At 44.4% G+C, this 13,734-nt stretch carries 12 protein-coding genes; all 12 read right to left on the bottom strand.

Annotation, left to right across the window (positions count from 1 at the left end; all coding sequences use genetic code 11):
* Positions 1–2 precede the first annotated feature (2 nt).
* Entirely contained in the window at positions 3–980 is a 978-nt protein-coding gene (gene fliM / locus ACMXYX_RS02565) for a flagellar motor switch protein FliM (RefSeq protein ID WP_415883423.1), read from the bottom strand.
* Positions 981–1,012: 32 nt separating this feature from the next.
* On the bottom strand, positions 1,013–1,537 hold the full coding sequence (locus ACMXYX_RS02560; protein WP_415906445.1) for a flagellar basal body-associated FliL family protein: 525 nt from the start codon (positions 1,535–1,537) through the stop codon (positions 1,013–1,015).
* A gap of 189 nt (positions 1,538–1,726) precedes the next feature.
* A complete protein-coding gene (locus ACMXYX_RS02555; RefSeq protein WP_415897491.1) occupies positions 1,727–3,493 on the bottom strand; it encodes a flagellar hook-length control protein FliK in 1,767 nt (588 codons plus the stop codon).
* 53 nt (positions 3,494–3,546) lie between these two features.
* A complete protein-coding gene (gene fliJ, locus ACMXYX_RS02550) occupies positions 3,547–3,990 on the bottom strand; it encodes a flagellar export protein FliJ (RefSeq protein WP_415883420.1) in 444 nt (147 codons plus the stop codon).
* The gene (gene fliI / locus ACMXYX_RS02545; protein ID WP_415883419.1) at positions 3,987–5,384 is read right to left on the bottom strand and encodes a flagellar protein export ATPase FliI; all 1,398 of its coding nucleotides are present in this window, start codon (positions 5,382–5,384) and stop codon (positions 3,987–3,989) included. Before fliI ends, fliJ begins: the two co-directional genes overlap by 4 nt.
* The gene (locus ACMXYX_RS02540) at positions 5,377–6,138 is read right to left on the bottom strand and encodes a FliH/SctL family protein (protein WP_415883418.1); all 762 of its coding nucleotides are present in this window, start codon (positions 6,136–6,138) and stop codon (positions 5,377–5,379) included. The genes fliI and ACMXYX_RS02540 overlap by 8 nt, the downstream gene beginning before the upstream one ends.
* Before the next feature lie 11 nt (positions 6,139–6,149).
* A complete protein-coding gene (gene fliG / locus ACMXYX_RS02535; protein WP_415883417.1) occupies positions 6,150–7,163 on the bottom strand; it encodes a flagellar motor switch protein FliG in 1,014 nt (337 codons plus the stop codon).
* Positions 7,156–8,820, bottom strand: coding sequence for a flagellar basal-body MS-ring/collar protein FliF (gene fliF, locus ACMXYX_RS02530; protein WP_415883416.1), 1,665 nt, complete (start codon positions 8,818–8,820; stop codon positions 7,156–7,158). Before fliF ends, fliG begins: the two co-directional genes overlap by 8 nt.
* Before the next feature lie 30 nt (positions 8,821–8,850).
* Positions 8,851–9,204 carry a flagellar hook-basal body complex protein FliE gene (fliE, locus tag ACMXYX_RS02525; protein WP_415883415.1) on the bottom strand — a complete coding sequence of 118 codons (354 nt, stop codon included), beginning with the start codon at positions 9,202–9,204 and terminating at the stop codon, positions 8,851–8,853.
* Between the two features lie 170 nt (positions 9,205–9,374).
* Positions 9,375–10,004, bottom strand: a complete 630-nt coding sequence (locus tag ACMXYX_RS02520; RefSeq protein WP_415883414.1) for a 3'-5' exonuclease — start codon at positions 10,002–10,004, stop codon at positions 9,375–9,377.
* A gap of 6 nt (positions 10,005–10,010) precedes the next feature.
* The gene (locus tag ACMXYX_RS02515; protein ID WP_415893361.1) at positions 10,011–11,840 is read right to left on the bottom strand and encodes a putative nucleotidyltransferase substrate binding domain-containing protein; all 1,830 of its coding nucleotides are present in this window, start codon (positions 11,838–11,840) and stop codon (positions 10,011–10,013) included.
* An 83-nt stretch (positions 11,841–11,923) separates the two neighbouring features.
* Positions 11,924–13,732 (bottom strand): sodium:solute symporter family protein, encoded by a 1,809-nt coding sequence (locus ACMXYX_RS02510; protein ID WP_415897490.1) that lies wholly within the window; start codon positions 13,730–13,732, stop codon positions 11,924–11,926.
* Positions 13,733–13,734: the final 2 nt, after the last annotated feature.

The following is a 13,734-nucleotide window of genomic DNA, read 5'->3' as shown; positions in this document are numbered from 1 at the left end:
ATTTACTTGGGGCGCTGGATTTGATCAACTATTTTAACGGCCAAATTCCCTCGGGAAACACCCATAGTGCAATTATAAACAGGTACTTTATTAGCTTTTAACTCAAACGTTTCAGGCAGTTCGATCGGTATAACATCACCAGCCTCTAATTCCAAAACATCACGTAAAGTCATATCTTGCTGTGCAAGCGTCATCTCTAATGGCAAACCGGCCATTAAAATATCTCGCTGTAGAGCGATCTGCCAACGCTCGTCTTTTTCATCTTCGCTATTTTGGAAACCAGATACGAGAACATCTCTAATTGGCTCCAACATTGAATACGGCATCGCCACATGAAACTCACCCGACCCACCTTCCAAATCCACCTGAAAGGTACTAACAACCACAACCTCAGTAGGGTTAATAACATTTGCCATTGCCGGATTCATTTCATGACCGAGATGTTCGAAAGTGAGGTCTTTCACTGGAGCCCACGCCTCCTCCAGATCAATGAAGAATTGCTCTAAGGCTTTGTGAATTAGGCGTGTTTCAGTAGGTGTAAATTCTCGGCCTTCGATCTTAGCATGACGACCATCGCCACCGAAAAAGTTATCTACCAGCTTAAATACCAGCTTAGCATCCATAATAAACAGAGCGGTACCACGCAGTGGATTGACTCTAATTAGGTTCATACTGGTAGGAACATACAAAGTATGGATATAGTCGCCGTACTTCATCACCTGAACACCACCCACAGTCACATCAGCAGCGCGGCGTAACAGATTAAAAAGGCTTATACGGGTATAACGTGCAAAACGCTCATTGACCATTTCGAGCGTAGGCATACGGCCACGAACAATTCGTTCATGACTTGCAAGGTCGTAACCTCGGACTTCGCCTTCTTCTACTTCCGCTTCTTCAGATGTTTCAACATCACCATCATCGACACCATGTAATAGAGCATCGATTTCATCTTGCGAAAGTAAGTCTTTGACCGACATTTAGGAATAATCTCCTATCAGCCCAAATAGCATTACTGCATAACCATGTTAGTAAACAAGATTGTTTCTACACCCGGTTTACCAATTTTTTCCTGCATAATTTCACGCACGAGTTCAGTAGAGCTTTCTAACAAAGCCTCTTTACCTTCAACCGTTTGCAGAGTACGGAACTCTTGAGTGCTATATAAATTATTTAGACGTGAAACAATTAAAGGCATATGCAGGGTTAAAGCATCAGCCACAGCTTGATCGCGACTCTTAGCCTCGACATACAATTGCATATAATGCGGTCGGTTATCATTTGACTGCAGAGTCACAACAAACATCGGCTTACCACCCATAGTTCTCACTTTGGTGTAGATAGCCTCAGCTCGAACAGGCTCAGCCGGCGCAGCTTCCTCAGACGCAGACTCACTATCACCACCTAAGAAAAATAAAGCAGCTGCAGCACCACCACCGCCGACAACAACAAGCGCAAGCACAGCAATGATGATCAACTTGAGCTTAGATGATTTCTTTTCGCCGCCCTCAGCGTCTGTTTCCTGCTCTTCAGCCATCTCTATATCTCCAACAAAAAGCGCGATACTCTACAGTATGAACCACATATCGCTTAAACAGTATTGCGCCTAATATAACACACTGATTTTAAGGCTGAAGATCAAGAACACACAAAAATACTATTTAGAGCAAAGAGCCTTGTAAAAGCATAGATTATATTAGCTAAACAAAGCTCACAAACTGCTCAATTACGCGTAATAATCCACAAGAGATACCGACCGAGCATTTTCTGGTTTAGCCCCCTCTTCCCCTTCGGCACCAACGCCTCCTCCATATTGATTACCAGAACCATCGCCGTCTGCAAACTGCTCTCGTCGTTGCTGATCTGCGGACTGATCAGAAACAGAGGAATCCTGCAACGCCAAGCCCTGCTCTGCAAACATCTCACGTAATCTCGGCAAACTTTGTTCAACCGCATCCCTTACATGAGCATGAGGCGAGGTAAAGTTAAGACTCACCTGATCCTGATTGATATTCACTCGAATATTCAGAGACCCTAACTCAGGTGGGTCTAACTTAATCTCTGCGACTCGCGTATTTTGGGCGGCAATCATGATTGCTCGCTCGCCCAACGCATTGTTCCAAGCAGGCGTATTCACTTTAACATTCTGAGGCATCATCAAATTTTGCCCCTCAGTAACAACCTTTTGAGCCGCTGTAGGCGAAGCAGAATTAACCTGACCAATAGTATTTGAGGCCAAACGCTCCACTACCTGTGTAGCTGTCACATCCCCTTTTTCACTTGCAGCCACTTTTTGCATCAGCTGTTGAGTCATATCCAAAGCGGATTCAATCTTTTTAATGCTACTGTTATCAGCCTGAGGATTCAGAACCAAATCCGATTTAGCGCCTTGTACAGATACTGGTGGTTCTGTTACTGCACGATTAGCTGATTTAGCAGCATCCACTTCAACCTTTCTTGCAGTTGGGTCAAACAGCTTCACTTCATCAGTGCCGGCAACTGGATTTTCACCTTTAACTGGAGCGGACTTTATATCCGCCTGAGCATTTACAGATGGTACACCAACCTTAACGGACGGATCATTAGCTACTGCCTGCTGTGAATTAGACATATCCGCAGCAGCATTAACTGTAACTTGAGATTGCTGAATATTTTGCTGACTTAGAGACTGCTGAGTAGCTTGCTGATTTTGAATATTTGAAGCAGGAACATCAGCAACATTTGTAACATTTGCAGCATTTGCATTGTCTTTCGCAACTAAATTTTGATGCGAATCCTGAACCTCAGTGAGTTGAACTGAATTTGCAGATGTAGCCGCTGAAGCTTTAGAGGCAGTACTCTTAACATCTACTGACGGCTGAGTTTGAGAATTACCCGCCCCTTCAATAGAAGCTTGAGCAGAATTTGCATTAGCGCGCGAAGCTTCAACTTCTTGCTGAGTAGAATCAACCTCTGCATTTGGATCTAATGTAGCAGTCTTCGGCGGAGGAGTAATAACAACTTTATTCTCGCCACCCACCGTAGCTACACCAGGGTTACTCGGAACCGAAACAACTTTATCCGAATCAGCATTTGAAGGAAGAGTCCCTACCTCTTTCTCACTATCACCTTTAACCGGCATTATTGGCTGCTGTTCAGTGTATTGTCGTAACGCCCTTGCCAACTCAGCACTAAGCTCTGGAGGCAATTGAGAATCTTTAGCCGATTGTTGCTCTAATAGCTGTGCAATTTGACGAAGCTGATCCTGCATTTGCTCTTCTGGCAGCAATTGGTCTAACTTCTGCGGCAACACATCCCCTTCTTGCGGCAACATCCCGCCGCCAGAAAACTTAGCAACAGGGACGTTAGAGTCGGCCTGCTGATTAAGAACTGCACCAAAACCACCTAACAAAGGAACAGTCCCAGAGGCCACAGACGGCGAATCCTTAGGGGTTATAGATAAATTAAGAGATAATAATCCGCCTCCAGTAGACGGGGATACTTGCTCACTCATTTCAGGCTCCTATTAATATTGCCTGATTTGAATAAAGCAAAATGGAGGCCAATCTAGATAAAAGGTGTTTTTATAGTTTGAGAGCGTTCATCTAATTGCTTCTGCAGCGCCTTTTCTTCTTCAAGCTGCTCAGTCTGAATTGCCTTATCCGTAAGTTTCTGTAGGCCCTTCATTCGCGCATATGCAGCTTTCCAATGCTGCTCAACAGCTTGAAGCTCTCTTCTATTCTGGGCCATGGCATTCGCTTGAGTCGATTTTGCTTGTTGAATTTTTTCCAAAAAAGCCTGCTGAGTGTGCAATTGAGCACCCGTACAACCTTCAGCATGAGCCCCTAAGTAACTCTGCTGATATTCAGATACATACTCATCCAATTGAGCCATGGTCCGCTGATCTTGCTCAACACGCTGACGGCTCGCAGCTAAAAACTGATCTGCTTGTTTTTTCTTTTTTTCAGCCAGATCCAAAACTAACTGCAAGCGCTTGGAACGTTTACTCATTTTTGCAGCCCATTAGTTACTACAGGTCGACGCAATTGCTGCTGTTCAGGCTCTGCATTAGGTGTTGGCGGAGTAGTCAGAATCATCACCATTTGCTGCATAGACTGCTGCAAAGGAAATGCCTCATTAATCCCCTGCCTTAAATAAGCATTCATCGAAGGTAAGTTATCCATAACAAAATCAGTGTCAGGATCACTACCTTTGACATAAGCTCCGACATTAATCAGATCTTCATTCTGCCTATATTTAGAGTATAACTGCTTAAAGCGCATTGCCATCTGCAGATGATCAGGCTGAATAATTTGCGGCATAGCTCGACTGATAGAGGCTTCGATATCGATTGCAGGGTAATGCCCCTGCTCAGCCAAACGACGAGACAATACCACATGCCCATCAAGAATCGCCCTAGCGGAGTCTGCTACCGGATCTTGCTGATCATCACCTTCGGTCAACACCGTATAAAATGCAGTAATTGAGCCACTTCCAGCTTCACCGTTACCTGCTCGCTCAACCAATTTAGGAATTTTAGCGAATACCGAAGGCGGGTAGCCTTTTGTTGCAGGCGGCTCCCCGACAGCCAACGCAATTTCACGCTGAGCCTGCGCATATCGAGTCAAGGAATCCATTAGCAAAAGAACATTTTTACCCTGATCCCTGAAGTATTCTGCAATCCGAGTAGATAGCTGAGATGCACGCAAGCGCATTAAAGGAGAGTCATCTGCGGGTGAGGCCACAACAACTGAGCGCTTTAGACCTTCCTCGCCTAAACTATGCTCAATAAATTCTTTAACTTCTCGACCACGCTCACCGATTAAGCCCACAACAATGACTTCGGCCTCAGTAAAGCGAGTCATCATACCAAGCAGCACAGATTTACCTACACCACTACCAGCAAACAGGCCCATCCTTTGACCCCGACCAACAGTAAGTAAGCCATTAATGGTCCGAATACCAACATCAAGGGTTTGCTTAATAGGATCTCGCAATAATGGATTGATAATATCCCCAGCCAAGCCCGTTTCCGCTTCAGGTTGAAGAGGACCTTTACCATCAATAGGCTGACCAACCCCATTCAACACCCTGCCTAGAAGGCTCATACCAACAGGCACTTTACCCGAGGCACTTAAGGCAATAACTTTGGTTCCAGATTGCAGACCCTCAATAGGGTAAAGCGGCATCAAATAGATACGATCACCAGAGAAACCAACAACCTCAGCTTCGATCTGCTGATCTTGGGATAATTCTATATAACAACATTCACCTACAGCACATTTAATACCGACCGCTTCAATTGTTAGGCCAATCATACGAGTAATACGCCCCTCAATTCGGGGCTGAGGCGTGTCTAGACGATGTTTTTGATATTTAGATAATCGATCCAGTAACTCACTCATGAGCTTGCGCCGAATCACTTTCTACGTTGGAAAGGAACTGCTTAACCACTGTCGCAAAATGCTGATCTAAATGATGCTCAACTACAGTGCTTGCAGCTTGAAGCTCGTAACTACCTTGAGAAATATTGTCATCAACAAGATATTCCAAGGTAACACCTGGCATTAGCAGCATTTTCTCTAGATAAGGAAGATCATTCTTATTAACTTTGGCAACAACTGTACCTAAAGGCTCTGGCACACTTCGTAGCGAACCACTAATAGACTGCAGCAACAACTCCTGTCTAACAGATAGCTCAGCTCCAACAGTAGCCTCAGCCAATGAAACAACCATATCAACTAACTGCTTTTCTATTTTTTCAGTTTGCTGCTTTAAAGGTAGCTCAAATTCAGACAGCATATTGCCTAATAAGGCTTGAAGACGCAGAACTTCAGCTTCACCTTGCTGAAATCCTTCTTTATATCCCTGCTCTTTTCCTTCTTCAGCCCCTTTAACTCGACCTTCTTCAAGCCCTTTAAGGCGCCCTTCTTCAAGCCCTGCAGCCAAACCTTCAATTCGCGCTGTTTCACGAATCTCTTCCAGTTCAGCTAGGGTAATTTTTTCTGCGGCTATAACTTCTTCAACGACTGTTACTTCAACAGGATCTTTTTGCTGCAAGCCAACTATATGCTGACCTGCAACTTGCGGCAGCTCCCACCCTACGAGCCCAGAAGCCTCTTCAGCTTTTATGCGTTTAAAACCTTTATTTTCAGACATACGCACTTAGCCTAGAGCATCTCTTCACCACCGCCACCAAGGATGATTTCACCCTCATCAGCCAGACGACGTGCCACAGATAGAATTTCTTTCTGTGCTTCTTCAACCTCAGAAACACGAACTGGACCTTTAGCTTCAAGGTCATCTCGTAACAATTCAGAAGCTCGTTTAGACATATTACGGAATACTTTTTCTTGAAGAGCAACATCAGCACCTTTCAGCGCAACAACCAATACGTCAGTTGAAACCTCTCGAAGAATTGCTTGGATACCCTGATCCTCTACATCTTGTAGATTTTCAAATACAAACATCAGGTCAGAGATCGTCGTAGCAAGATTTTCATCACTCTCTTTAATCCCTTCCATCAACTCAGCTTCAATACTCGAATCAATAAAGTTCATAATATCAGCAGCATTTTTAATGCCACCAAGAGTTGCAGAACTAGCACCACTTGCACCCGCAAATTGACGTTCAAGAATATCATTTAGCTCTTGTAATGCTTGCGGCTGGATACGATCTAATGCAGCAACACGCATCAAAATATCTAGGCGCTGTTTATCATCAAAGAAACCCAGCACACCGGCTGCAGCATCCGGTTCAAGATAAGCACAAACAACTGCCTGAATCTGCGGGTGTTCGTACCGGATAATTTCAGCAATTTGACGAGGCTCCATCCAGCGAAGAGTATCTAGACCAGATGTATTCGTACTCATCAAAATCCGATCAAGGAGAGTTTTTGCTTTCTCTTCGCCCAAGGCCTGATTAAGCATTGAACGAATATAGATATCGTTGTTAATTCCAATACCGGTTTGATCACTTACCAAACCCATAAAGTCACCAACAACTGATTCCACCTTTGTCTGTGGAATATTATTCAGTTGAGCCATTGCCTCCCCAATCATCTGAACCTCTTTAGGGCCCATATGTTTCAGGATTTCAGCAGCATCGGCTTCACCTAAGCTAATCAGAAGAATTGCAGCTTTATCTATCTCACTGAATTCACCCTGACTTGCCTCATCACTCATCGTTACCTACCCATTGCTTCACAGCCTGCGCAACACGCGCAGGATCTTCCGCAACCATACTACGAATCGCGTTCAACTGATAATCAAAGCTTTCATTTGGCGTTGGTAAAAGACCATCATCGCTACCAAAAGTAACCGAATCAGATGAGAACTCGCCTCCATCAAGGCCTTCCAACTCTGCAGAAACTTCACCTGCAGCACCCAGACCAGCCACATTGCCCGCAGTTCCTGCTGAAGCAAGGTTTTTAAGGATAGGGCGCAATATACCGAAAACAAGAACAAGTACGAATACCGCTGCCATTACTTGCTTAACGATATCCCAAATCCATTCCTGCTCCCAAATAGGCAAATCTTCAGTAACAATAGGTTGTTCAGGTACAAACGGAGTATTAACAACATTTACACTATCTCCACGTAACGCAGAGTAGCCAACGGCATCTTGAACCAAAATGCGCAGACGCTCCAACTCATTTTGCTGCCAAGGTGTACGTTTAGTATCACCGGAGGATGGGTCTACACTCGAAAGATCATCAACGACAACCGCAACAGTTAAACGACGCACACGACCTTGCTGATGTTTGGTATAGCTAATAGTACGGTCTAATTCAAAGTTACGCGTCGCTTGTTTACGAGAAGAACCCGGCGCACCGTTGTTGGCCAACACCCCCTCGCCTGATGCTTCTTCAGGTACACTGCTCGGCCCAGGAGGCTGATTAGACAATGCGCCTGGCACACCGACTGGTGCAGCACCACCAACCCTTGACTCATCCATTGTCTGCTCACTACGAAGCGCTGGAAGATCAGGGTTATATAATTCGTCAGTTTGTTCGACTGCTGTAAAATCAACATCTGCTGACACTTCTGCACGGAAGCGCCCCATACCTACAACCGGCTGAAGGATACTGTTTACACGGTTGAGCATCGTTTCTTCTAAATTACGCGTGTACTCCAATTGCTTAGCAGCTAAAACAACATTAACGTCTTTATCACGCATATTTAGTAAACGGCCGCGCTGATCCACAACAGTCACATCTTTAACGTTTAACGCTGGAATACTTGAAGCCACCAAGTTAGCAATAGATGCAACCTGATCACGCTCTAGTTGACGCCCAGAGAATAACTCAAGGAATACAGATGCTGTCGGCTTACGGGTATCACGGATAAAAACCGTATCTTTTGGAATAGCTAAGTGAACACGCGCATTGCGCACAGCAGTCATACTGGAAATTGTCCGAGCCAATTCACCTTCAAGACCACGACGATATTTTGTCGTTTCCATGAACTGACTGGTGCCTAGGCTTTGCTCACGATCTAGAATTTCAAAGCCCACTGTTTTATCAGCAGTAAAACCTTCAGAAGCAAGCTTAAGTCTAGCCTGATGAACATATTCATCCGGAACCAAAATAGCTCGGCCATCTGCATCAAACTTGTAAGGGACATTATAAAGGCGTAGCTGCTCTATAATCTGGTTAGCATCAGAGAAATTAAGATTACTAAATAGAACACGCTGATCTGGCTTTTGCGACCACAAAACAACAGCAAAACCAATAGCGACACTTGCCGCTAGACCAACCATCAAACCAATCTGCCTAACAATACTCAGTTTATTAAAGCCAAGCATTGGGCTTCCGCTTAATGTTTCTGCGCTATCTGCCACTGCCACTTATCCCGTTAATTCTATTTATTGTTATATTGGCATCTTCATTACATCTTCATAGGCCGAAACTAATCGATTTCGTACCTGTGTCATCGCTTGAAACGAGACTGAAGCTTTTTCTGCAGCGATCATTACTTGCGGGAGATCGATAGTAGGATCACCCTTTTCATATGCAACTGCCATTTTTTTGGCATCTGCTTGAGTCTCACTCACAGCATCTACCGCATTTTTCAAAATATCACCGAATCCCGTACGATCAGAGGGTTTAACAGCACCTGGCTCAGAGACCATACCTGACATCATTTCTGGAGAGACACTCTGCACTTGAGTCTTAATTGTCCTCATCTGCATCAGAACACTATTTATGTCAGCTCTATCTACCATAACCACACCCAACGGCAATTTATTGACATTATAAACTGTCAATTTACTTCATCAAGGTAAAAACCAAGAAGAAAACGACATTTTTTTGTCTATTCATGCTTGATTTTACTTTTTATATGTAGATAAAAGCAAAAAGCGGGCCAATGGCCCGCTATTCTTTTGACGTCTAATTAATAATGAGCTTCTGGAGGATCGCCATATTTTAGTCGCACATACATCAGCGCCACGGTTAAAGCATCACCAATAGCTGTATGCCTCTCAAGCATCGGGATATCTAACTTTTTGGAAATCGTATCGAAACGCAGATCGACATTACCGCCTACAGATTTCCATTTAATAATATCGTGATAGACATGGGACAACTCAATCGCCTTATTCGGCAAGCCAAAACCAAATTGGGGTCGAATGAATTTATCCAACATCCTAATATCGTAGTTAACATAGTAACCAAGAATTGGACGATTACCGACAAACTCTAAAACCTGCTCAAGCGCATCCTCTATATCAATGCCTTCAGCCAAATCACTTTCACGTATCTTATGAATCTTAATAGACTCACCCGTCAGTGATTTGGGTGGCTTAAGCTTAATATCCAAACGATCACTCGTAAGAACCTTTTTACCTTTAATCTTAACCGCACCAATCGATACAATTTCACCTTGCTTCACATCGAGACTAGTCGTTTCACAATCTAAAGAAACAACCTCATCACCATCATAAGCATCGAACAGGTGCGCATAAGGACCAGATTTATGGTCATACTTCTCTTTTATTCTTCTTACCGCTCTGGGTATGATCATTAAAACTTACCCTCCAAGGTGATACCTAAGCTCCAGATGCTTTTTAAAGCCTTTAACAATATGTAACGCATCTCGTAGCAGCTCTCTTTCAAGCTTATCTAAGGACTGCAAATCAATAATATTTGGGGTTTGGTCGTGCCCCGTTTCACTGCTTTCCATACGTTTAACTTGCTGTCTTAATCGAAGACTAATAAATAGACTCAAAGCCTCCGCTATCTCTCTACCATGTTTTTCTTTAAGCTGACCAAGTTCAGTCAAAGCCTCTATACGCTCAAAGGTATTTGTCACTTTAATGCGATGTTCTAGAGCTATCGTGCGAATCCCATGCACAATTGGGAATATCCCGCCTTTCTTAATATCTAACTGACCTTTATCTTTTAAGTTACCAAAGAAAGTCAGAGGCGTATCAAACTCAAGAGAAGCTTTAGCGAAATGAGAGAAGAAGACATCATTATTACGTAAATGTCTCATAAACCAGTTTCGGCTAGCTTTAAAGATAGCTGGGTTACCTGCTACAGGCTTAGCATCAACAGCAATAGCTAGATTCATCTGCGAATCGCCATCGCATCGATCAGCCCAATCACCTAACATTTGCGTCCAGCCACCCAGAGATTTAACCCAATCAGGATTCGATACCATGATGTTACCCGGGCAAGGGGGAAAGCCAAATTCGATCAAAGTCTGACTGAAACGATTCAGCGTTTCAGTCATCTCAGGCCAAACCAAACCATCCCTATGAATAATGGCGTTATCCTGGTCCGTTTTCATGATCTGCTCACCACGCCCTTCGGAACCCATCACTAACAAACACACATGCGGCTGCATATCACTTGGGATCATAATGTTGAACAATTTGGCAATAATACGGCCGTTCATTGCGGCCAGTAGATCCATCACAAAACGAGTTTTAACGCCTTGCGACACAAGCGCCTTAATCAAATCATCCAAGCCTTTTTCAGCTTCTTTTAAATCTTCAACCGTTTGCGCGCGCTCAATTCGTAAACCAATCACATGAGAATGACTGGAGAAATAACTCAATACATCTGTCAGCTCGACAATGCCTGACATTTCTCCATCCTTCATCACAACAACACGCTCAATATGCTGTTGAGTCATTATGATCAAAGCGTTAAACAGGTAATCATCTGGCCTAACGGTGATTAAGCGATAGCTAGCGATTTCTGCCAAATCAGTATCCATAGCCAGCTCATTAACTACCACAGCATCTAATAGATCCGTGCCGGTAACCATACCGTAACGATTACCACGCTTTACCAGAATACAATCTGCCTTTTTCTCGCGCATAAGCAGAGTTGCTTCGCGAATAGATGTTCCTTCAAGGATAACCAACGGCTCTCGCACTAGACCGTCAGACACTTTAGCCAACATAAATTCAGCCATGTCCTGCTCTTTGCCGTGCTGCTGAACGATCTCTGTTTTAGCTGACAGGTTTTGCTGAAAATAATCAGCAAATAAGCCGTTTGTAGACATAAGATCCAATAGAATCTTAGTCGGTAAGATATGACAGATAGTCTCTTCTTCGGCGATAAAATTGTGAATTGCTTTACCCCGAATAGCAGACCAACCGCCAAAGTAATCCTCATTGGTATAGTGAACAAAGACATGTTCAGGTGTATCACTACCCTCTTCCTGAACTTCGCTTTCCCCTACCTTTCCTTTAAAAATAACAAAGACGCCTTCGGGCTCTTCACCCGCCGTCATGATGTACTCGCCTTTTTGGTAGTAACCAATATCTAGGCTTGAACGGAGTAAATCTTGCTCTTTCTCATCCAGTAAACTGAATGGCAAATTTGTCATTTTGAAAGAATCAGGCATTTCCAACATCCTCTTTGTAGGAAAAAGAAAAGGGCGCTCCAACCTACGCTGGGCGCCCTTTTTTTAGATTTATCTAATCGATCTTAGTGATCGTGAGCAGCACCAGCACCACGTGGGATACGTAGATCTTCTACGATATCCTGGATTTCCTGTGGTGGTTCTTCAGTCATGTTGGATACTACGAAACCAACGATGATGTGAAGGATCGCACCTACAGTACCGAAGCCACCTGGAGAGATACCCATGATGTATTCAGATGGAGTACCGCCACCGAATGCGAAGTAGTACATGTAGCACATAGTAGTGATAAGACCTACTAGCATACCTGCAATCGCACCTTGAGAAGTGTGACGCTTCCAGAAGATACCCATGATGATAGCTGGGAATACGGACGCACATGCCAGACCGAAGGCTAGGGCTACAACCTGTGCCACGAAGCCTGGAGGGTTGATACCGAAGTAACCTGCGATACAGATTGCCACGATAGCAGCCAGACGAGCGTACATAAGCTCCTGCTTATCAGAGATATTTGGATTGATGGTTTTCTTCATCAAGTCATGCGAGATTGCTGTAGAGATTACCAACAACAGACCTGCTGCAGTTGATAGTGCCGCAGCTACCGCACCAGCAGCTACCAGAGCGATTACCCAGTTTGGAAGCTGAGCGATATCTGGGTTAGCTAGTACCATGATGTCACGGTCTACGTATACTTCGTTTGCAAATGGCTGTTTAGCCGCATCAAACTCTGCACCTGCTTTAGCATTGGTAGCAATACGCTGACCGTATTCGCCACGCTCTTCTGTAAATGCAGGCTTACCTTTCTTCGCATCGAACGCAGCGCCAGCAGCGTACTGTACTTTGCCGTCACCGTTACGGTCAGTCCAACCTAGAAGACCAGTGTTCTCCCAGTTTTTGAACCATGCAGGCATTTCAGAGTACGCAGTACCTGTACCGTCAGCACCGTTGATAGTCTGGATAAGGTTTACACGACCGAAACCAGCTACACCAGGAACCGCAGTGTAAAGTAGCGCGATGAAGATTAGTGCCCAACCAGCAGATAGACGAGCATCTTTTACGCGAGGTACTGTGAAGAAACGTACGATTACGTGTGGAAGACCAGCAGTACCGCACATCAGAGCAACTGTTAGGAAGAATAGATCGATAGTCGATTTCTTACCGTCAGTGTACTGATGGAAGCCAAGATCTACTGACAATTGGTCAAGAGTAGCCAATACAGACAGACCACTGTCCAGAGTCGCACCCAAACCAATTTGTGGTAGGAAGTGACCTGTAACCTGAGCAGATAGGAAGAATGCTGGTACTGTGAACGCAAGAATCAATACAACGTACTGAGCAACCTGAGTATAAGTAATACCTTTCATGCCACCTAGTACAGCGTAGAAGAATACGATCGCCATACCGATAACTACACCAGTGTTGATGTCAACGTGTAGGTAACGAGAGAATACGATACCAACACCACGCATCTGACCAGCTACGTAAGTGAAAGAGATTACGATAGTACAAACTACTGCGATTGTACGTGCAGTAGAAGAGTAGTAACGGTCACCGATGAAGTCAGGTACTGTGAACTTACCAAACTTACGTAGGTAAGGTGCTAGCAATAGTGCTAGTAGTACGTAACCACCAGTCCAGCCCATTAGATAAGCAGAACCGTCACGGCCAACGAAGGAAACCAAGCCAGCCAGGGAGATAAACGATGCAGCAGACATCCAGTCAGCAGCAGTCGCCATACCGTTAGCAACCGGTGGTACACCACCGCCCGCAACGTAGAATTCTTTAGTCGATCCTGCACGCGCCCATATCGCAATACCGATATATAGCGCAAAGGAGCCGCCTACAAAGAGAAATGTTAAAACGTCGAGACTCATAG

Origin of the sequence: Neptuniibacter sp. QD72_48 (assembly GCF_047778065.1) — a bacterium.
In the GTDB taxonomy this organism is placed as follows: Bacteria; Pseudomonadota; Gammaproteobacteria; order Pseudomonadales; family Balneatricaceae; genus Neptuniibacter.
Note: the sequence above shows the minus strand (reverse complement) of the source record. Positions and strands in the feature narration are given on the sequence as shown.